Origin of the sequence: Micromonospora sp. NPDC004551 (assembly GCF_040609975.1) — a bacterium.
In the GTDB taxonomy this organism is placed as follows: Bacteria; Actinomycetota; Actinomycetes; order Mycobacteriales; family Micromonosporaceae; genus Micromonospora.
The window spans coordinates 64,163-82,697 of sequence record NZ_JBEXLM010000011.1; the positions used below are offsets into that span (position 1 = coordinate 64,163).

Annotated in this window: 21 protein-coding genes; 9 read left to right on the plus strand and 12 right to left on the minus strand. The window is 75.0% G+C overall.

Annotated features, from left to right (window positions below):
• Positions 1 to 783 (minus strand): aldo/keto reductase, encoded by a 783-nt coding sequence (locus ABZW14_RS15485; RefSeq protein ID WP_355345885.1) that lies wholly within the window; start codon positions 781 to 783, stop codon positions 1 to 3.
• Between the two features lie 118 nt (positions 784 to 901).
• Between ABZW14_RS15485 and ABZW14_RS15490 the strand changes: the two genes are divergently transcribed.
• Together ABZW14_RS15490 and ABZW14_RS15495 are read left to right on the plus strand one after the other, a co-directional pair.
• Complete coding sequence (locus ABZW14_RS15490) at positions 902 to 1,936, plus strand: DNA polymerase ligase N-terminal domain-containing protein (RefSeq protein ID WP_355345888.1); 1,035 nt, start codon at positions 902 to 904, stop codon at positions 1,934 to 1,936.
• An 8-nt stretch (positions 1,937 to 1,944) separates the two neighbouring features.
• Positions 1,945 to 3,132, plus strand: a complete 1,188-nt coding sequence (locus ABZW14_RS15495) for a threonine synthase (protein ID WP_355345891.1) — start codon at positions 1,945 to 1,947, stop codon at positions 3,130 to 3,132.
• A gap of 148 nt (positions 3,133 to 3,280) precedes the next feature.
• On the opposite strand, the gene ABZW14_RS15500 is transcribed toward ABZW14_RS15495, so the two are convergent.
• From ABZW14_RS15500 to ABZW14_RS15510, 3 genes are all read right to left on the minus strand, one after another.
• On the minus strand, positions 3,281 to 3,673 hold the full coding sequence (locus ABZW14_RS15500) for a cupin domain-containing protein (RefSeq protein WP_355345894.1): 393 nt from the start codon (positions 3,671 to 3,673) through the stop codon (positions 3,281 to 3,283).
• A gap of 202 nt (positions 3,674 to 3,875) precedes the next feature.
• A complete protein-coding gene (locus ABZW14_RS15505) occupies positions 3,876 to 4,658 on the minus strand; it encodes a hypothetical protein (RefSeq protein ID WP_355345897.1) in 783 nt (260 codons plus the stop codon).
• A 252-nt stretch (positions 4,659 to 4,910) separates the two neighbouring features.
• Positions 4,911 to 5,390 (minus strand): septum formation initiator, encoded by a 480-nt coding sequence (locus ABZW14_RS15510; RefSeq protein WP_355345900.1) that lies wholly within the window; start codon positions 5,388 to 5,390, stop codon positions 4,911 to 4,913.
• Between the two features lie 103 nt (positions 5,391 to 5,493).
• Here ABZW14_RS15510 and ABZW14_RS15515 point away from each other — a divergent pair, with 103 nt between their 5' ends.
• From ABZW14_RS15515 to ABZW14_RS15530, 4 genes are all read left to right on the plus strand, one after another.
• Entirely contained in the window at positions 5,494 to 6,186 is a 693-nt protein-coding gene (locus ABZW14_RS15515; protein ID WP_355345903.1) for a response regulator transcription factor, read from the plus strand.
• Positions 6,183 to 7,469, plus strand: coding sequence for a HAMP domain-containing sensor histidine kinase (locus ABZW14_RS15520; RefSeq protein ID WP_355345906.1), 1,287 nt, complete (start codon positions 6,183 to 6,185; stop codon positions 7,467 to 7,469). The genes ABZW14_RS15515 and ABZW14_RS15520 overlap by 4 nt, the downstream gene beginning before the upstream one ends.
• A gap of 59 nt (positions 7,470 to 7,528) precedes the next feature.
• Positions 7,529 to 8,119 carry a PepSY domain-containing protein gene (locus ABZW14_RS15525; protein ID WP_355345909.1) on the plus strand — a complete coding sequence of 197 codons (591 nt, stop codon included), beginning with the start codon at positions 7,529 to 7,531 and terminating at the stop codon, positions 8,117 to 8,119.
• Between the two features lie 126 nt (positions 8,120 to 8,245).
• Positions 8,246 to 9,349 (plus strand): hypothetical protein, encoded by a 1,104-nt coding sequence (locus tag ABZW14_RS15530; protein ID WP_355345912.1) that lies wholly within the window; start codon positions 8,246 to 8,248, stop codon positions 9,347 to 9,349.
• Between the two features lies 1 nt (position 9,350).
• Here ABZW14_RS15530 and ABZW14_RS15535 read toward each other — a convergent pair whose 3' ends face one another.
• Positions 9,351 to 9,632: an iron-sulfur cluster biosynthesis family protein gene (locus ABZW14_RS15535; protein WP_091269551.1), complete on the minus strand. Its 282-nt coding sequence runs from the start codon at positions 9,630 to 9,632 to the stop codon at positions 9,351 to 9,353.
• A 305-nt stretch (positions 9,633 to 9,937) separates the two neighbouring features.
• Here ABZW14_RS15535 and dacB point away from each other — a divergent pair, with 305 nt between their 5' ends.
• Entirely contained in the window at positions 9,938 to 11,521 is a 1,584-nt protein-coding gene (gene dacB / locus ABZW14_RS15540; RefSeq protein ID WP_355345916.1) for a D-alanyl-D-alanine carboxypeptidase/D-alanyl-D-alanine-endopeptidase, read from the plus strand.
• Positions 11,522 to 11,564: 43 nt separating this feature from the next.
• Here dacB and ABZW14_RS15545 read toward each other — a convergent pair whose 3' ends face one another.
• The 6 genes from ABZW14_RS15545 to ABZW14_RS15570 form a co-directional block, all read right to left on the minus strand.
• Positions 11,565 to 11,876, minus strand: coding sequence for a hypothetical protein (locus ABZW14_RS15545; protein ID WP_355345919.1), 312 nt, complete (start codon positions 11,874 to 11,876; stop codon positions 11,565 to 11,567).
• 92 nt (positions 11,877 to 11,968) lie between these two features.
• A complete protein-coding gene (locus tag ABZW14_RS15550; RefSeq protein ID WP_355345922.1) occupies positions 11,969 to 12,406 on the minus strand; it encodes a nitroreductase family deazaflavin-dependent oxidoreductase in 438 nt (145 codons plus the stop codon).
• 80 nt (positions 12,407 to 12,486) lie between these two features.
• The gene (locus ABZW14_RS15555) at positions 12,487 to 13,365 is read right to left on the minus strand and encodes a hypothetical protein (RefSeq protein WP_355345925.1); all 879 of its coding nucleotides are present in this window, start codon (positions 13,363 to 13,365) and stop codon (positions 12,487 to 12,489) included.
• Positions 13,366 to 13,483: 118 nt separating this feature from the next.
• Entirely contained in the window at positions 13,484 to 14,824 is a 1,341-nt protein-coding gene (locus tag ABZW14_RS15560) for a hypothetical protein (protein ID WP_355345928.1), read from the minus strand.
• A 118-nt stretch (positions 14,825 to 14,942) separates the two neighbouring features.
• Positions 14,943 to 15,395, minus strand: coding sequence for a pyridoxamine 5'-phosphate oxidase family protein (locus ABZW14_RS15565; RefSeq protein ID WP_355345931.1), 453 nt, complete (start codon positions 15,393 to 15,395; stop codon positions 14,943 to 14,945).
• A gap of 53 nt (positions 15,396 to 15,448) precedes the next feature.
• Positions 15,449 to 16,042: a pentapeptide repeat-containing protein gene (locus ABZW14_RS15570; protein WP_355345934.1), complete on the minus strand. Its 594-nt coding sequence runs from the start codon at positions 16,040 to 16,042 to the stop codon at positions 15,449 to 15,451.
• Positions 16,043 to 16,108: 66 nt separating this feature from the next.
• Here ABZW14_RS15570 and ABZW14_RS15575 point away from each other — a divergent pair, with 66 nt between their 5' ends.
• Positions 16,109 to 17,341: a serine hydrolase domain-containing protein gene (locus ABZW14_RS15575; RefSeq protein WP_355345937.1), complete on the plus strand. Its 1,233-nt coding sequence runs from the start codon at positions 16,109 to 16,111 to the stop codon at positions 17,339 to 17,341.
• Between the two features lie 68 nt (positions 17,342 to 17,409).
• On the plus strand, positions 17,410 to 18,051 hold the full coding sequence (locus ABZW14_RS15580; RefSeq protein ID WP_355345940.1) for an NAD(P)H-binding protein: 642 nt from the start codon (positions 17,410 to 17,412) through the stop codon (positions 18,049 to 18,051).
• Between the two features lie 2 nt (positions 18,052 to 18,053).
• Here ABZW14_RS15580 and ABZW14_RS15585 read toward each other — a convergent pair whose 3' ends face one another.
• A complete protein-coding gene (locus tag ABZW14_RS15585) occupies positions 18,054 to 18,518 on the minus strand; it encodes a PPOX class F420-dependent oxidoreductase (protein ID WP_355345943.1) in 465 nt (154 codons plus the stop codon).
• Between the last annotated feature and the right edge of the window lie 17 nt (positions 18,519 to 18,535).

Here is an 18,535-nt window from a genome sequence, read left to right on the forward strand (position 1 = left end):
TCAGTGGCCGAGGGCGTCGATGTCGCGCATCTCCTCGGCGGTGAGCGAGAAGCGGAACACGTCGGCGTTGGCCCGGATCCGGTCTGGCGTGACCGACTTCGGGATGACCACGATCTCGTGGTCGATGTGCCAGCGCAGCACCACCTGGGCCGGCGAGACGTCGTGCGCCTGGGCGATCCGGACCAGCACCGGGTCGGAGAGGTCGCTGGTCTTGAAGGGGCTGTAGCCCTCCAGCACCACCCCGCGGTCCCGGTGGGCGGCGTGCACCTGCCGGTCGTACAGCGACGGGCTCCAGCGGATCTGGTTGACCGCCGGGGTCTCCTCGGTGGCCTGGATGAGTTCGTCGATCTGGCTGATGCTGTAGTTGCTCACCCCGACGGTCCGGGCCAGGTTCTCGTCCCGCGCGGCGAGCATCTCGCGCCAGACGGGGATGCTGTCGGCGGGTGAGGACGGCGGCCAGTGGATCAGCCACAGGTCGACGTGGTCGGTCTCCAGGGCGGCCAGGCTCGCCTCGATGGTCTCCCGTTCCCGGCCCACCCGGTCGGGCGGCAGCTTCGTGGTGATGAAGAGGTCCTCGCGGCGCAGCCCGCTCTCCTGGATCGCCCGGCCGACCTCCTTCTCGTTGCCGTACATCGTGGCGGTGTCGATGTGCCGGTAGCCGGCGTCGAGGGCGGCGAGCACGGCGTCGTACCCGGCGTTGCCGGTGGCCTGCCAGGTGCCGAAGCCGAGCAGCGGCATCCGGACATCGCCGGTCAGGGGGACGGTGGGCTGGTCGAGGTCCATACCGACGCTTCTACCCGTGATCGCCCCCACCATGCCGTCGACCCGCCGGGCGGCGGCCGAACGGGACAGAAGAGGCGGGAACCGGGCGATCGGGCCGGACCTGCCGGAGAATGCGGGAGTGGCTGACCGGCTGGAGGAGTACCGGCGCAAACGGGACGCGGCGCGTACCCCGGAGCCGGTGCCGGAACGGACCCCGGAGCGGAAGCGGGCCGCGCGGCGCAAGCCCCGGTTCGTGATCCAGCAGCACCACGCCCGCAGCCTGCACTGGGACCTGCGCCTGGAGCACGACGGCGTGCTGGCCTCCTGGGCGGTGCCGCGCGGGCTGCCCCGCGACCCGAGCCGCAACCACCTCGCCGTGCACACCGAGGACCACCCGATGGAGTACCTCACCTTCCACGGCGAGATCCCGGCCGGCGAGTACGGCGGCGGGCGGATGACCGTCCACGACACCGGCACCTACCGCCTGGAGAAGTGGCGCGACGACGAGGTGATCGTGGTCCTGGACGGCCGGAAGACGAAGGGGCGGTACGTGCTCTTCGCCACCGGCGGCCGGGGCCGTGACTGGATGGTGCGGCGCACCGACCCGGCCCCGGAGGGCTGGACGCCCATGCCCGAGCTGGTCCGCCCGATGCACACCACCGCAGGCAAGGGCCTGCCGAAGGACGAGGCCGCCTGGGGCTACGAGCTGCGCTGGGACGGGGTGCGGGCGATGGCGTACGTCTCCGGGGGCCGTCTGCGGCTGCTCGACTCGGCGGACGAGGACGTCAGCGGGGCGTACCCGTGGCTGCGGGCGATGGCCGAGGAACTGGCCCCGGTGGAGGCGGTGCTGGACGGCGTGCTGGTGCGGATCGACCCGGGCGGGCGGGTCAAGCCGCCGACGAAGCGCGACGGGCAGTTCCTCGCCGTCGATCTGCTCTGGCTGGAGGGCGTGACCAGCCTCGACGTGCCGTACGCCCAGCGCCGGGAGCTGCTCGACGGTCTGGCGCTCACCGGCCCGCACTGGCAGACTCCGCCGTGGTTCCCGGGGGTCGGCGCGGACGCCCTGCGGACCGCCCGCGAACAGGGGCTCCCGGGAGTGGTGGCCAAGCGCCTGGACTCCCCCTACGAGCCGGGCCGGCGCAGCCGGCACTGGCTGAGCCTCGACCCGAGCTGAGGAGCACCGTGCACCTGACGCACCTCGAGTGCCCGCGCTGCGGCGAGCGGCGTCCGGCCGACAAGTTGCAGAACCTGTGCGGGTGCGGCTCGCCGCTGCTGGCCCGCTACGACCTGGCCGCGGTGGCCGCGACGGTCACCCCCGAGCAGTTCGGGCTCCGCCCGGCCGACCTGTGGCGCTACCGGGAGCTGCTGCCGGTGGCCGATCCCCGCTTCGTCACCACGCTGGGCGAGGGCTGGACGCCGCTGCTGCGCGCGCCGGCGTACGGGCACGAGATCGGGATCCCGGACCTCATCGTGAAGGACGAGGGGCTGACCCCGACCGGGTCGTTCAAGGCCCGGGGCGCGGCGGTCGGGGTGAGCCGGGCCCGGGAGCTGGGCGTCGAGCGGATCGCCATGCCGACCAACGGCAACGCCGGTGCGGCCTGGGCGACGTACGCGGCCCGGGCCGGGATGGGCGCGACGATCGCCATGCCGCTGTCCGCGCCCACCATCTGCCGGCGGGAGTGCGTCGCGGCCGGGGCGGACCTGCGGCTGGTGGACGGCCTGATCAGCGATGCCGGCCGGTGGGTGGCCGGGCTGATCGCCGAGTCGGGCGGGCGGGTCTTCGACGCCGGCACGCTGCGCGAGCCGTACCGCCTGGAGGGCAAGAAGACCATGGGGTACGAGATCGTCGAGCAGCTCGGCTGGCAGGTGCCCGACGTGATCATCTACCCGACCGGCGGCGGGGTCGGGCTCATCGGCATCCACAAGGCGCTGCACGAGCTGCGCGAGCTGGGTTGGGTCGAGGACCGGCTGCCCCGCCTGGTCGCCGTGCAGTCCACCGGCTGCGCGCCGATCGTCCGGGCGTTCGCGGCCGGCGAGGCGCGGGCCACCCCGTGGGCGGACGCGCACACCGTGGCCTTCGGCATCACCGTCCCCGCCCCGCTCGGCGACGAGCTGATCCTGACCGCGCTGCGCGAGAGCGGCGGCACCGCGATCGCCGTCGACGACGCGGAGATCCTCGCCGACCTGCGCGACTTCGCCGCCCGGGAGGGGCTGCTGCTCTGCCCCGAGGGGGCGGCCTGCCTGACCGCCGCCCGGCAGCTGCGGGCCGGCGGCTGGATCCGCCCCGGCGAGCGGGTGGTGGTGCTGAACACCGGCGCGGGCATCAAGTACCCGGAGACGGTGGACGTCTCCGGCCTGCCGACGGTCTGACGCGGGCCCCCGGACCGGGGGCCCGCGCCGGGCCGCCCTACCGGTAGGTGATGTCCGAGGCCGAGTAGAGGAAGTTCACCCCGTCGGCGCCAGGCTAGGCCCGTGCAGAGATCAACGTCGATGCTTGCGATGTGCAGGAAGTTTGCGGTCAGGAGGTGGGCGGCTCGTCCTCGCCGGCGGCCTCGGCCGCGTCGGCCTCCTCCTTGGTCCGGTGCACCGCCCCGTCGGCGTGGTCCGGCGGGCCGTACACCGTGTACAGCACGAGCGGGTTGGGGCCGGTGTTGACGAAGTTGTGCTTGGTGCCGGCCGGCACGACCACCAGATCGCCCGCCACGACGTCCTTCTTCTCCCCCGCCACCCGCGCCTCGCCGGTCCCGCTGACGAAGGTGAGGATCTGGTCGATGCCCTCGTGGACCTCCTCGCCGATCTCCCCGCCCGGCGGGATCGTCATGATCACCAGCTGGGTGTGCTGCCCGGTCCAGAGCACGCGGCGGAAGTCGGGACTCTTCTCGGCGACGGTCGCGATCGTGAAATGCTCCATGGCCCGCTCATACCCGGTCCCCGCGCCGCTCACGCCGGGACTCGCAAATGGTGGAATTCCCCACCCGCGCCCGGTTTGGATCCCCTCTGGACGGGCATCTGCTGCTCACAAGACCGGTGCACGCCGGGCCGGTCGAGCCAGGTCCCCGCTTTCGTACCGCCGTACGGCTGCGGTGGTGGGAGACGGCCAGAGCGCGGCGACGTTACGACCCAGGTCGGGCGGCGCCGTGCGCTCGTCTGTGCACCCGTTCCGCCCACCGGCAGCCGGCCAGCACCAGCGCCGCGGCCAGGAATCCCAGCAGGTCCGCCCAGAACCCACCCCCGGTCACCCGGACGCGGTACTCCTCCGCGCTGTAGAAGGTCAGCCCGGGCTCCGGTGCGCCGCCCCACGTCCAGGCCGGCAGCGCCACCCCGAGCGCGGCCACCGCCGCCAGGCCCAGACCCAGGGTGACGGGCACCGCCCCCGACCGGACCAGCGCCACCAGGGCCAGAACCACGAGCACGAGGTACGCCGGCAGCACGTCGGCTGCCTCGGGCGGCAGCACGTACGGGGGCAGGAGGGCCGCGGAGTCACGGGCCACGGCGAGGAGCACGGCCAGCCCGCCCAGCGCGACGGCGATCGCGGTACGACGCCGGTCCGGCGCCCGCCTCGGCAGGGCGGCCACGGCCACCGCGAGCCCGATCCCGACCACGGCCCACAGCAACCGGTCCCCGGTCCATCCCGGCTCGACCGGCGGCTCCCCGGCCCAGAGGAACTTCCGGTCGTCCCGCCCCGGCCGGGCCGCCACGGCGACGGCGAGGCCGGCGACGGTCAGCCCGTACCGGGCGCGCGCCGGCAGGCCGGGCGCCGTCAGGGCGGCGCCGGCCAGGGCGCACCAGGCGAGCGCCTGCGCGGCGGGCAGCAGGGGCTGGGCGTACCAGAGCCCGACCAGGTGGGCGAGGGCCAGCAGGGCGGCGGCCGCGACGAGCAGGCGGTGGGGACGCACCGCGCGATGCTGCCACAGGAGGTGGCGCGCGTGGGTCAGGCCAGCACGGCCAGGTGGAACGGGCGGTCGGTGTGGCCGCTGGCGGCGTACGTCTCGAGGAAGACCGCGTTGGGGATGCCGGTGCGCGGCGCCACGGTGATCGCGCCCTGCGGGGCGGCGGCATGCTCCCGAAGCTATGCCGGGCCACCGCCGACCAACCAGCGACAGCACTGTCCGATCAAGGGCAGTCAACCTCATTGAGCTGGGAAAACATCAGTCGTGCGGGGTGATGACCGGCTCGGAGCCGCGACACCGGACGCGCAGCTCGTGCTCCCCCTCGGCGCCGACGAAGCGCACCTCGACGTGCTCGTCCGGCCCCCGGTCGTAATCCTTCACCCGGTAGCCCGGCGCCGGGGACCAGGACACCAGGCGCACCCCGTCCGGCCCGCACCCGGCGATCACCGTGCCGCCGGCGGTGCGGAAGGTGCGTTCGGTTCCGCTCGCCGTCGGCGGCACGCTCGCGGCGGTGGCCGTCGGCGTCGCGCCCGCATCCGGCGTCACGCTCGCACCCGGCGTCGTGGCCACCGGCGCGGTCGAGGCGAGGGCACGCGCCACCTCCGCCTGGTCGCGTACGCCCCCGGGGGTGCCGGTGATGCCCGTGCCGACCAGTTGGATCGCGGCCAGCCCGACGAGGGTGGCGGCGGCGGTGGTGGCCAGCCACCCGGCGGCGGCGAGGATCGGACGACGGCCCATGCCCCGAGTCTCCCCGATCCCGGGTTGTGCCGAGCTCCAGGGAACGCTAAGGCCGGGTTAACGAGTGCGGGACCGGGCGGCGCGAGGGGCTAGCCTGCCAACCGTGGCCCGGCTGCTGCTCATCGAGGACGACCTGACCATCCGCGCCCCGCTGCTCCGGGCGCTGCGCGAGCGCGGGCACGCGGTCGCCGCGGCCTCGACCGCGCTGGACGGGCTGCGCGACGCGCTGGACGACCGGCCCGACCTCGTCGTCCTCGACCTGGGACTGCCCGATCTGGACGGTGGCGAGCTGCTGCGGATGCTGCGCGCCGTCAGCTCGGTGCCGGTCATCGTGGCGACCGCCCGCGACGACGAGGCCGAGATCGTCCGGATGCTCGACGCCGGCGCCGACGACTACCTGGTGAAGCCCTTCACGGCGGCCCAGCTCGACGCCCGGGCGCGGGCGGTGCTGCGCCGCTCGGCGGCCGACCCCGCGACGGATCCGGTGCTCGTGGTCGGTGGGCTGCGGGTCGACCCGCGGGCGCGGCAGGTCACGTTGGACGGCGCACCGGTCGAGCTGACGCCCCGCGAGTTCGACCTGCTGCACCATCTCGCCGGCCGGCCCGGGCAGGTGGTCACCAAGCGCGAGCTGCTCACCGAGGTCTGGCGGATCCCGTACGGCGGGGCGGACAAGACCGTCGACGTGCACCTGTCCTGGCTGCGCCGCAAGCTCGGGGAGAGCGCCCAGGAACCGCGTTACCTGCACACCGTCCGCGGTGTCGGGGTGCGGCTGAACGCACCGGAGAGCAGCCGGTGAGGGGCCGGCTGGCGCTGCTGGTCGCCGCCGTCGGGGTGCTCGTCATGGTCGCGTTCCTGGTCCCGCTGGCCGTGCTGGTTCGCACGGTCGCCGCGGACCGGGCGACCGTCCGGGCCGCCGCCGAGGCCCAGAGCCTGGTGCCGTTGGTCGGCACGGCCGCACCGGACACGGTCCGGCTGACCGTCGACCAGTTCGCCGCCGACTCGCGCCGCGAGGTGAGCGTGTTCCTGCCGGACGGCACCGTGCTCGGCGCGCCGGTGGCGCGTACCCCGGCGGTGGACCTCGCCGCGCGGGGGCAGAGCCTGACCGTCGAGTCCGCCGCCGGCCGGGAGGTGGTCATCGCGGTGCAGGGCCGGCCGGACGGGACGGCGGTGATCCGCACCGTCGTGCCCGGGGCGGAGCTGACCGCCGGGGTGACCCGGGCCTGGCTCGTGCTGGCACTGCTCGGCCTGCTCCTGGTGCTGGTCGGGCTGGCCGTGGCCGACCGGCTGGCCGGCGCCCTGATCCGGCCGATCGCCGACCTCGGCGCGGTCTCCCACCGGCTCGCCAACGCCGAGCTGGACGCCCGCGTCGAGCCGGCCGGACCGCCCGAGCTGCGGGAGGTCGCGGGCGCGCTGAACCACCTGGCCGAGCGGATCCAGGTGCTGCTGCGCGAGGAGCGCGAGCAGGTGGCCGACCTGTCGCACCGGCTGCGTACGCCGCTGACGGTGCTGCGGCTGGAGGCCGAGTCGCTGCGCGATCCGGACGACGCGGCGCGCCTGACCACCGCCGTGGACGGCCTGGAACGGGCGGTGACCGGCGTGATCCGGCAGGCGCGCTGGCGCCGTACGGCGGCCGAGGGCGGCGGTTGCGACGCGGCGGCGGTGGTCGCCGAGCGGGTGGCGTTCTGGTCGGTGCTGGCCGAGGACACCGGGCGGGCCGTGACGCTCGATCTCGCGCCCGGACCACTGCCGGTGCGGGTCAGCGGCGACGACCTGGCCGCCGCCGTGGATGCGCTGCTGGGCAACGTGTTCGCGCACACGCCCGACGGCACGCCGTTCACCGTTCGCCTCGTGCCGGACGCCGGGCAGGCGGTGCTGACCGTGGTGGACGCCGGCCCGGGCCTGCCGGCCGGGTCGGTGCGGCGGGGCGCCAGCGGGGCCGGGTCGACCGGGCTGGGCCTGGACATCGCCGACCGGGCCGCCCGGACCAGCGGCGGGCGGCTCGAGCTGGGTGGCGGCCCCGGCGGCGGGGCGGCGGTGACGCTCCGGCTCGGCCTTAACCGGGCCTTAGACCTCGGGTAGCGCGGCACTAGCCGGCCCGGACCGATCCTCGACACACAACCCGAGGAGAGGTGGAGACGATGCGACGAACTTCCCTGGTCCTGGCGGCGATCGGCGGGGCCGCGGCGCTGGCGGTCAGCGGCGTGGCCATCGGCGTGACCACGGCGGACGGGCCGGGTCCGGCCACCGCGCCGGTCGCGGTGAGCGCCGACGTCACCGGCCCGGCCGACGACAACCCCGGCGCGGACGACACCCCGGGGACGGCCGACGACAACCCGGGGGCCGACGACACCCCGGGAGCGGACGACTCCGCGACCGCGGGCACGGCCCCGACGCGCGGCGCCCCGGCGAGTGGGGTCGTCGATCGGCAGCGGGCCGGCCGGGTGGCACTGGCCCGGCTCGGCGGGGGCCGGATCGTGGAGATCGAGGCGGAGACCGAGCACGCGCGTCCGGTGTGGAGTGTCAAGGTCACGCGTGCCGGCGTGACGTACGAGGTCAAGGTCGACCGGGGCGACGGCGCGGTGGTCGAGGTCGAACGGCGGGCCGACGGGGCCCGCCGCACGGACGACGGACGCCACACCGACGACCACGGCAGCACCCGCGGCGACGACCACGGGGGCGACGACCGGAACGACGACCACGGCGGGGACCGGTCCGGCGACGACGACTGAGTGCCGGTCCACGGGGTCCGGGCGGACGGGAGGTCCGCCCGGACCCGACCATCATCAGGACGGATGGACCGTCGACGAGGTCCGGAAAGCCTGTGGCGGAACGCGATCGGATCGCTACATTGAAGTATGGTGCCCGCCCACGGGGGTCGGGCGGCGGAACCGGTCTACCGCCCTGTGCTGGCCGGTCGCCGGGGTGAGCTGGAGGCGCTGGCCCATCTCGACGACGTCACCGCTCCGCTGCTCGCCCCGGTCATCGACGTCCACGCGGTGGATCCGTGCACTGTGGACCTGATCGGCCGGCTGCCGGCCGGTCTCCTTCCCGCCGTCGACGTGTCGGCGCTGCCCGGGTCGCCGGAGGGCGAGCTGGTCCGCTGGGGCGTACCGCTGGTGCCGGTGATCGGGCTCGCGGAGGGCGACCGGCGGCTGGTGGCGCACGGCGTGGCCGCCCGGGAGTACGCGCGGCGGGCGGTGGTCCGCCTGCGGGCCGCGCAGGACCGGGCGGGCCCGGACGCGACCACCGCGGCCGTGGAACGGATCTGGCGGTTGACCCGGCTGGTGCCGGAGCAGTGCGACCTGCTCGTCGACGCGGGGGACGTGTGCTGCCCGGCCGACGTCCGGCTGGCCGAGCCCCGGGTCCGGCGGCTGGCGGAGTGGGCCCGGCGGCACGCCTGGCGCTCGGTGACGGTGGCGGCGGGCGGGATGCCGCCGACGCTGGCCCGGCTGCCGACCGACGAGCCGGCCCGCCTGGACCGCTTCGACTGGCAGCTCTGGGAGCGCCTCGCGGACCTCGGCGTGGGCTACGGCGACTACGGGGTGGACTGCGCGGTGCCGGGGACGGACGGGCCGGGCGACCGGTTGCCGACGCTGCGCTACACCGCGACCGGGGCGTGGTGGGTCTACCGGTGGTCGCGCCGGGGCGGCCGGGGCGACGACCGCTTCGCCGACCTGTGCCGCACGCTCGTCGCGGCCGCGCACTGGCCGGCCGCGGGGGCCAGCTTCTCCTGGGGCGACCACGAGATCGTGCGCCGGGCACGGCGGGGCGCGGGCGCGGGCTCGCCGGCGAACTGGATCGCCTGGAGCACGTCGCACCATCTGGCACACGTGCTGGCCACGCTGCTCCGGCCGGAGCGGGAGCAGCGCGGCGGGCCGTGGCGGGCCGGTCAGGACGTCCCCGAGCGAGGGCGCGCGGGCCGGGCGCAGCGCGGCGGTGAGACCCGCCGCGCCGGGTGAGTCACTCCTTCTCGGTGAAGCCGAACTGCACGATGCCCTCGTCGTCGACGGTGGCGTCCACCGAGGTGTCGTTGAGCAGTTCGGCGGCGTCGGCGTCGAGGAAGATGCGGGCCCCCTGGTCGTCGATCACCTGGTCGCCCTGGGTCGGCTGCTCGACCAGCTCGATGGAGAGCGAGCCGGCGTCGGTGTCGGCGGCGATGCGCAGGCCACCCGCCTCGGCGACGTCCTGCTGGTTGGCGAGGTCGCGGATCACCAGGACGGCGTTGTCGGTCATGGTCAGCATGGCGGAACTCCTCTGGCTGGTTCGGGAATCGCGGGCGGGTCGGTGCGGCCCACGTGGCCGGCCGGGACCCCGGGAAGGCGAATCAGGCTTCGCCGTGCAAACCGGGGCAGGTCGAACGCCCCTCTTGGCCTACGGTGCCCCCTGCCCGGGCATCCGTCAAATAGAGCCGGGTCAGTCGACAGCGGGCCGGCGCGGCGGCCGCGGGGAATGTTTGTTCCGCCGCCCGGCGGGTAATCCAGCCGGTTCGTCAATAACTTTCGCTGTGGAGTCTTCTCTGGAGGAAAGCTCCATGGCAGCATCGGCACATGCATCGTCGTCTCTTTCCCCGGGCGCTCGCGGTGCTGGCACTGGTCGCCACCGCGGCCACCGCCGGCGCCCCCACCGCCACGGCCGAAGCGCCCACCCCCGCGCAGACCCGGCTGCACGCGACCATCGACGCGGTCCTCGCCGACTCCCGGCTGGCCGGCGCGCAGGCGGGCGTGGTCGTCGTGGACACCACCACCGGGCAGACCCTCTACGACCGCAACGGGGACCGGCGACTCATCCCCGCCTCGAACACCAAGCTGCTCACCTCGACGGCGGCCATGGAACTGCTCGGGCCCGGGCACCGCTTCACCACCGACGTGACCGGCGACGGCGTGCGCCGGGCCGGGCTGCTCTCCGGCAACCTCTACCTGCGCGGCGGGGGCGACCCGACCATGCTGGCCGAGGACTACGACCGGCTGGCCGCCGACGTGGCCGCCGCGGGCGTACGGGTCGTGACCGGCAACCTGGTCGCCGACGACACCCGCTACGACCGGACCCGGCTCGGCCCGGACTGGACCTGGGACGACGAGTCCTACTACTACGCGGCACAGGTCTCCGCGCTGACCGTCGCGCCGAACACCGACTACGACGCCGGCACGGTGATCGTGCACGCCGCGCCGGGCGCACAGGCCGGCGCGCGGCCCACGGTCACCATGACGCCGGCCAACGGCTGGCTGCGGATCGACAACCGGGCCGAGACCGTCGCCACCGGCGAGACGACGATCTCCTTCGAGCGGGAGCACGGTGGCAACACCATCGTGGTCACCGGCCAGATCGCGGTCGGCCAGGCCGAGGAGAGCGACTGGATGACGGTCTGGGAACCGACCGGGTACGCCGCCGACGTCTTCCGGTCGGCGCTGCGCCGGCACGGGGTGCGGGTCCTCGGCCGGACCGTGCTCGGCCAGGCCACCCCGGAGGACGCCGAGCCGGTCGCCCGGCACGACTCGATGCCGCTGGCCGACCTGATGGTGCCGTTCCTCAAGCTCTCCAACAACGGCCACGCCGAGGTGCTCACCAAGGAACTGGGCCGGGTCCTCTCCGGCTCCGGCACCTGGGCCGCCGGGCTGTCGGCGATCAGCGAGTACGTGGGCGACTCGGGGATGGACACCAGCACGCTGCGCCAGCGCGACGGCTCGGGGCTGTCCCGGCGCAACATGATCCCGCCCGCCCAGTTCGTCGCGCTGCTCTCGGCGGTCCGCGCCGAGCCGTGGTTCGACAGCTGGTACGCGGCCCTGCCGGTGGCCGGCAACCCGGAGCGGTTCGTCGGCGGCACGCTGCGCAGCCGGATGGGCGGCACCGCCGCGGCCAACAACGTGCACGCCAAGACCGGAAGCCTGACCGGGGCGTCCAGCCTCTCCGGCTACGCCACCGACGCCGACGGGCACGTGCTGGCCTTCTCCGTCGTGCTCAACAACTACCTGACCTCGTCGGTCAAGGGGCTGGAGGACCAGATCGCGATCGCGCTGGCCTCGTACACCGAGAAGACGACGACCACGGCGCGGCTGTCGGTGCCGGTGGCGCCGGAGTCGCCGCGGGTGCCCGAGGGGCTGGAGTGCTCCTGGGTGAAACCGGCGGTCTGCTGAGCCCGGGCGGCCCCGACCCGGGAACCGGGGCGGCGGCCGCCGGTCAGGCGCCGGGCCGCGGCGGACGCGGCTCGGCGGCGGGGTCGCCGCGCTCGATGAGCGCGTCGATCTCGGCCGGCGGCAGGCCGCGCAGCGCCAGCACCCGGCGCCCCCAGCGGTGCAGCCGGCACGGGTGCGGGCTCGCGTCGTTGCGGCAGATCGTCCCGCCGGACCAGCGCCGGGGCGCGTGCACCACCACCGCCCGCACCGCGAACTGGGCGTCCTCGCCGGTCACGTACGGCGGCAGCGGGATCTCCCGCAGCACGTCGCCGTCGGACGGCGGGACGGAACGGATGACGCGGGCACTGCTGCTCATCGGTCGAGCCTCCACAGCGGATGGTCGGACGGGAACATCGGAAACCTACGACGCCCCCCGACGGCCGCGACGGACAAACTGTCCCAGGGCGGTCAGACCCGTTCCAGCACCACCACCGGGATCTCCCGTTCGGTCTTCGTCTGGTACTCGTCGTACGCCGGCCAGATCGCCGTCATGGTCTGCCACATCCGCGGCTTCTCCTCCGCCGTCGCGGTGCGCGCCCGGACCGGGAAGGTGTCCGGGCCGACCTGCAGCTGCGCCTCGGGGTCGGCGAGCAGGTTGAGGTACCAGGCGGGATGCTGCGGGGCGCCGCCCTGCGAGGCCACCACCAGGTAGGCGTCGCCGTCCCGGCCGTAGATCAGCGCGGTGCGCCGCAGCTTGCCGGAGCGCCGGCCGCGGGTGGTCAGCAGCAGGGTGAAGACACCGGGACGCCATTCGTGGCCCTCGGCGCCACCGGTCTCCACGTATCGCCGGATGTGCTCGGCGACCCAGCCCTCGGGGCTGTCCAGCACCTGCTCGCTCGTGGTCATCGGTGTCCCTCCCGGATCGTCGGCCGGCCCGCCGGGCCCACGCTACCCCCGGGCGGTCCCGGGCACCCGGCGATCGGCGGTCAGCGCAGCGCGACCGCCTGGAGGCTGACGTTGCCGCAGTCCCCCAGCGATTCCTCCACGGTCCAGTTGATCAGCAGTTTCGCGCCGGGCGCGGCGCGGAACCGGATGGCGAAGTCGGCGGTGTGCGCGGTGTGCGGATCCTCCATGCGGAGCGTGCTGACCGGCCCGCCGCCGGAGATCCGCAGGTCGAGACGGCCACGGGCCATCCACAGCCCGGCGTAGAGGTGCACGGTGCGCAGCTGGCCGTCGGCGGTCACCGCCAGGGTGAAGCCGTTGCCGCGGTCGCAGGTGTACACACCGGACAGGGTGCCGTCGACCGACCCGACCGGCGTGCCGTCGTGCCAGGCGTACGCCTCGGGGTTGTTGCTGTAGCTCTGCCGCTCGCCCCGGCCGCCCTCGTCGCGGATGCCGCCGGAGCCGTGCCGCTTGCGCACCGGCGTCCGGGCGCCCAGGTGTCCCCACTGGACCCAGTCGAGGGTGCCCACGGCGCTGAGGTCGACCCGCGCTGGCACGTCGGACTGGCTCACGGTCAGCGTCGGCGGCACCGCGGGCCGGGACGGCGACGGGCTGGGCGAGGGCGGGCGCTGGCGGGGGTTCAGCCCCGGCGTGACGGCACCGGCCTGCGCGCCACCCGGAGGCGGCAGCACGGGGCGACCGGTCGGCGCGACCGGCAGCACCGCGCTCTCCTCGCGGGGCGTGTCGTGCCGCTCGGTGCCCAGGTAGGCCACCAGAGCGGCCAGGCAGGCGAACGCGGCCAGCGCCTCCAGCAGCCAGCGCCGCCGTTGCCGGGCCCGCGCGAGCCGGCGGAGCGCCGACCGTGTCTGCCCGTACGGGTACGACGTCCGGCCACCGACCCGACCGTGGTCCTGCTGCCCCACCGAACCTCCGCTCACCGCCGCTCCGGCCGCCGGTTCACGTTTCCATCATGGGCGTCGGTGCGCCATATGTCGGCGGGGGGCAGTTTCCACTTCGTTACCAATCGGTAGCGACGGCGGCTCAACTCACCGTGACCGCCTCCAGCGTCACCCCGTCGTTCTCCCCACCCACCACGGTCAGCGCCCGCCAGGTGATCAGCAGCCGCTGGCCGCGCGGTGCGCGGAAGTGGACGACGTACTGGAAGAAGCGGTCCCCGGCGGCGAGGGCGACCGCGCGGACGGCCGGGTCCCCGCCGCCGGAGAGCCGCACGTCGAGGCGGGCGCCGGCCGAGAACGCGCCGACGAAGAGCCGGACGGTCCGCAGGTCGTCGCTGCCGGACACGCTCAGCTCGAAACTCTTCCCCGCGCCCCGCTGGAAGACGCCGGATCGGGTTCCCTCCTGCCGGGCCGTCGGCGTGCCGTCGGTCCAGGTGAGCGCGGAGACGCCGGCGTTGTGTTCCAGGCGGTCGCCGCCCGGGTCGCCAATCTCGCCGGTGCCGCGCTGCTTGCGCTGCACGCTCGCCGCGCCGGTGCCGCCCCAGTGCAGCCAGTCCCGGGTGCCGAGCGCGGTGAGCGACACCGTGGCCGGCACGGGCTCCTGGTCGAGGTTCAGCAGCGGCCCGCCGGGGAGGGCCGGGTCACCGGTCACCGGCACCACGGTGGCCGCCGCCGCGGTCGGCGCCGGGGCCGGGAGGGTGGGCGCGGTCGCCGGCACGGTCGGGCCGCCGTCCGGTCCGGTGTCCCGACCGGTGTACGCCAGTACCAGCACCAACGCGGTCAGCGCGGCCCCGGCGAGGACCAGTCGCCGGCGGCGACGCCGGGCCCGGGCGGCGCCGACCCGGGTGGCCGGGCCGTCGGGGGCGACGCCGACGGCGGTGCGGACCCGGGCCGCGGCCGGGCCGACCAGCCCGGCGAGCCGGGCCGCGACGCCCTCCGGGGCGGAGTGCCGCACCGGGACGGCGGGCTTCGGTCCGGCCTTCGGCGGCGCGTCGGGATCGTCGGGGGCGGGCAGGTCCGGGTCGAGGCCCGGCACGGCGGTCGGTGGCGCTCCGGCGCCCGGGTCGCGGCCCGGTACGGCGGTCGGTGGCGCTCCGGCGCCCCGGTCGGGGCCCGACGCGGCGGCCGGTGACGCTCCGGCGCCCCGGTCGGGGCCTGGCGCGGCGGCCGGTGGCGTTCCGGCGCCCGGTTCCGGGGCCGGGGGCGGCCCCGCCGGGTGCGGCGGGAGCGTGAGGGCGTCCGGCACGGCCCGCTCGCCTGCGGCCAACGGCGGGTGAGGGATGGGCGGTCCGGCCGGGGCGTCGGGGTCGCCGGGCAGCCGGCGCGGGCCCGGCGGCGGCTCGGGCGGGCGGGTCGGCCCGGCCGGCACGGCGGGCAACCACCCGCCGACCCGGATACCGGTCTGCGTGAGTTCGTCCTCAGCCACCGACCCCTCCCTCGGCCACCGGCGCCGGCGGCCGTCCCGTGGCCCGCCGCAGGGAGGATGACACACACCTCGATCGTCGAGAAGCCGTCGGCCGCAGGCATCTTCCCGACAGCGCCCGTCAGCGCCGCTCGCGCCGCCGCAGGCCACGGTCGGGGTGCCAGCTCTCGATCACCAGATGGTCCGGCGGGTCGCCGACCCGGGTCAGCACCACCTCGGTCAGCTCGATGCGGAACAGGTGCGAGCCGTCCTCGCCGGCCGGCTCCTCGTGCGCCCGGCCGGCGATCTTCGCGTCGCCGCCCCAGGCGGTCGGGTCGTCCTCCGAGGCGTCCTCGGTGGGGCAGTGCAGCGCGACCCGCGGGTCGCGGCGCAGGTCGAGCGCCTTGAGCGCGCCGGCCATGCTGCCCAGCCGGAGCTGCCCGTCGTCACCGAAGTCGAACTCGGTGCCGCTGATCCGCGGCGAGCCGTCCCGCCGCAGGGTCGCCATCGTGCCGTGCTTGCGCACGCCGAAACGGGCACGCACCCGCGCCGCGAAGTCGGGTTCGGACGCCACCAGGTCGGACCACCATGTCATCCGGCCAGTCTGGCCGGGAAACCTGACAACCCGCGGCGCCTTTCCCGCGCGGATCAGCGGATCTCGAAGCCCAGCGCCTGCGCGAGCACGACGGCCTGCTCGGCGTCGACGATCGCCCCGGCCCGCTCCACCGCCGTCGGGTCGAGCGAGGTCAGGTCGCTGCCGCGCAGGTCGGCCCGGATCAGCTTGGCGGCGTGCAACTGGGCGCCGGAGAGATCGAGGCCGGTGAGCACCGCGCCGGTCAGGTCGGCGCCGGTCAGGTCGGCCTCCCGCAGCCGCGCGTCGGTGATGCGTACGCCGCGCAGGTCGGCGCCGGGCAGGGCGACGAAGGACCAGTCGCCGCCGTCGATGCTAAGCGGGCGCAGGTCGCACTGCTCGAAGGTGCTGCCGACCAGCTTGCAGCCGGTGAACTCGGCCTCGAAGAGGTTGCAGCGCTTGAAGGTGCAGCGGGTGAAGGCCGAGTCGGTGTGCCGGGAGGCGTTGAGGGCCACGTTGCCGAAGACGCACTCGGTGAAGGTGGCTCCCTGGCTGACCGCCTCGGTGAGGTCGACGTGGAAGAACTCGCACCGGACGAAGTGCCGGTCGACCAGCTCCTCGGCGTACCAGTCCTCGTGGCGGTAGGTGACGTCCTCGACGGCTTCGGGCATGTGGCCGAGACTAGTGTGACCGGCGGACACTTCCCGCTCGCCGTACCGGCCGGTAGGTTCGGCTTCGTGAGCGTCGCAGTGAGCACCGACCCGGACCGCATCGGCTTCGACCCCGCCCGGCTGGCGCGGATCGACGAGCACTTCGGCAGGTACGTCGACGACGGCCGGCTCGCCGGCTGGCAGATCGTGGTGACCCGCCGGGGCGAGATCGCCCACTCCTCGACGTACGGGCTGCGGGACCGGGAGGCCGGCGTGCCGGTCGAGCCGGACACCCTCTGGCGCATCTACTCGATGACCAAGCCGATCACCTCGGTCGCCGCCATGATGCTCTGGGAGGAGGGCCGGATCGAGCTGAACGACCCGGTCAGCCGCTGGCTGCCGGAGTTCGCCGACGTCCGGGTCTACGACCGGGGTTCGGTGCTCAAGCCGTTCACGGTGCCGGCGGTCGAGCCGATCCGGGTCTGGCACCTGCTCACCCACACCGCCGGCCTGACCTACGGCTTCGCCCAGGTCAGCGTCGTCGACGGCCTCTACCGGGCGGCGGGCTTCGACCTGGGTGTGCCGGCCGGGGCGGACCTGGCCGAGGCGACCCGTGGGATGGCCCGCCTGCCGCTGCTCTTCCAGCCGGGCACGAGCTGGAACTACGGCGTCTCCACCGACGTGTTGGGCCGGCTGGTCGAGGTGGTCTCCGGGCAGTCGCTGGACGCGTTCTTCGCCGAGCGGATCTTCCGGCCGCTGGGCATGACCGACACCCGCTGGTGGGTCGACGAGCCGGACGCGAAGCGCCTCGCCGCGCTCTACGTGCCGCACCCGGCCACCGGCCAGGCGGTCCGCGCCGACGCGCTCGGGCGGGGCGCGCTCAGCGCGCCGGACTGCCTCTCCGGCGGCGGCGGGCTGGTCTCCACGGCCGCCGACTACCACCGGTTCACCCAGTTCCTGCTGCGCGGCGGCGAGCTGGACGGGGTCCGCCTGCTCGGCCCCCGGACGGTGCGCTTCATGACGCGCAATCACCTGCCCGGCAACCGGGACCTGGGCTCGTTCTCCCCGGAGGGCTTCGCCGAGACCATCCTCGACGGGGTCGGCTTCGGGCTGGGCTTCGCCGTGGTGCTCGACCCGGTGCCGGCCCGGGTGCCGAGCAGCGTGGGCGAGTACTACTGGGGCGGCGTGGCCAGCACCGCATTCTGGGTGGACCCGGTGGAGGAGGTCACCGCGCTGCTGTTCACCCAGCTCATGCCGTCGAGCACCCACCCGCTCCGTCCCCAGCTGCGCCAGCTCGTCTACTCGGCTCTGGTCGACTGATCACCCGAGGCCGGGCCGGTTCGCCGGAACCGCACCGGCCGGGCGGCCCGCTCCCTAGCCTGGGGAGCATGAGCGACATCGTCGTGTTCGGCGCCGGCGGCACCGCGGGCTCGCGGATCGCCGCCGAGGCGGTCGAGCGGGGGCACCGGGTCACGGCGGCGGTGCGCCGCCCGGAGGCGACCAGCTACCTGCCGCCCGGGGTCCGCACGGTGACCGGCGACGCGACCTCGGCCCGCAGCGTACGGGAGCTGGCCGAGGACGCCGACGTGTTCGTGGTGGCCATCGGCGGCGGGGAGCGGGAGCTGTGGGGCGACGCGGCCCGGACCGTGGTCGACACGCTGCGCGGGCTGCCCGACCCGCCGCGGGTGATCCACGTGGGGGGCGGGGCGACGTTGCTGACGCCGAAGGGCACCCGGTACCTCGACGAGCCGGACTTCCCGGAGGAGTACCGGGACTCGGCCGAGGGCCAGGCCGACGCCCTGGAGATCTACCGCTCCTCGGCCGACGGGGTGACCTGGACCTACGTCTCGCCGCCGCCACTGGAGTTCCACCCCGGCGAGCGGACCGGCCACTACCGGACCGGCACCGACCACCCGGTCACCGACGCGCAGGGCCGGTCGGTGCTCACCTACGAGGACCTGGCCGTGGCGATCGTCGACGAGATCGAGAACCCGCGGTTCGGCAACGCCCGCTTCACGGCCGCGTACTGAGGTCAGTCGGCCAGCCGGGCGGGGAAGCCGCCGGTGGCGATCGGCCCCCAGCCGTCGATGGTCACCCGGATCAGCGACTTGCCCTGCTTGACCATCGCCTCGCGGTACTCGTCCCAGTCCGGGTGCTCACCGGAGATGCTGCGGAAGTAGTCGACCAGCGGTTCGATCGCCTCGGGCAGGTCGAGCACCTCGGCGGTGCCGTCGACCTGGACCCACGGCCCGTTCCAGTCGTCGGACAGCACGCACGCGGAGACGCGGGGGTCGCGGCGGATGTTGGTGACCTTGGCCCGCTCGGGGTAGGTGGAGATCACCAGCCGTCCCTCGGCGTCGACCCCGCAGGAGACCGGGGAGGACTGGGGGCGGCCGTCGGCGCGGGTCGTCATGAGCACGACCCGGTGCCGGGGGCGGAGGAACTCGATCAGGGCGTCCCGGTCGACCCGGGTGTTGGTCGCGATGCTGCGTGCCATGACTCGGTTCTACCAGG